A 932-nucleotide genomic window follows, 5' to 3' on the forward strand; every position below is an offset into this window, starting at 1 on the left:
CAGGTAGCGGAGCATGCTGCGGTGATGCGCGATCACCATCCGCCGCGAGGTGCGCTTCGTGGAGTGGCCGCCCAGGTGCTCCACGACGGCGGTGGGTACGTAGACCAGCTGCCAGCCGAGCAACCCGAGCCGCCGGCCCAGATCCACATCCTCCATGAACATGAAGTACGCCTCGTCGAACCCGTCGACCGCCTCGAAGGCCCGACGCCGCAGCAGCTGGCATGACCCCGACAGCCAGCCGGCGGTCGTCTCGACCGGGGTGGCCCGGTCCCGGCGGTAGGCGGTCGTCCACGGGTTCGTCGGCCAGCACCATCCGAGCAGGGCATGGCCGATCCCACGCCGCAACGAGGGAAGTTCGCGGGCGGACGGGTAGAGCACGCCACCCGGGTTCGTGATGGCCGGGCCGAAGGCCCCGGCCCCCGGCCAGCGGCTCGACACCTCCAGGAGTTCGTCGAGCGATCCGGGCGTGAACGCGATGTCGGCGTTGGCCACGACCAGCCACGGCGCGCCGGCGCCGGCCGCCCCCCGGTTGGCCGCGCTGCCGTACCCGAGGTTGCGCCCGGTACGCAGTAACCGGACTTCCTCGCGCTCGGCCACCGCGGCGGTACCCGCGTCCAGCTCCGGGGAGTTGTCCACGACAACCACCTCGTACGGCTGCACCGTGGCCTTGGTCAGGGAGTCCATGAACGGACCGAGCACCTCACCAGAATGGTAGGCCACGACCACGATACGGATCTGCGGCTCGGCGACACCAGCATCCGACCGCCCACCCTGATGATCCACCTGATAATCAAGCGGCCGCGCCGAAGCCCCCATGTCCTGCACGTTCACCGACCCGCCCTCACTGGCCCATCCCATGCCGGCGCGCGTGCGCCCAGCTCTCCCCTGAACCGTGTTGGCCAGGATGCCACCGGCGCGGCGACGGTCGCGCG

General features: G+C 70.8%; 1 protein-coding gene. It reads right to left on the reverse strand.

Annotation, left to right across the window (positions count from 1 at the left end; all coding sequences use genetic code 11):
* Window positions 1-816 (reverse strand): glycosyltransferase family 2 protein (locus tag U9980_RS16805; RefSeq protein ID WP_322768779.1); only part of this gene is annotated, 816 nt, incomplete at its 3' end.
* Window positions 817-932 lie beyond the last annotated feature (116 nt).

The sequence above is a fragment of the Protofrankia sp. Cr1 genome (genome assembly GCF_963555865.1).
GTDB lineage: Bacteria > Actinomycetota > Actinomycetes > Frankiales > Frankiaceae > Protofrankia.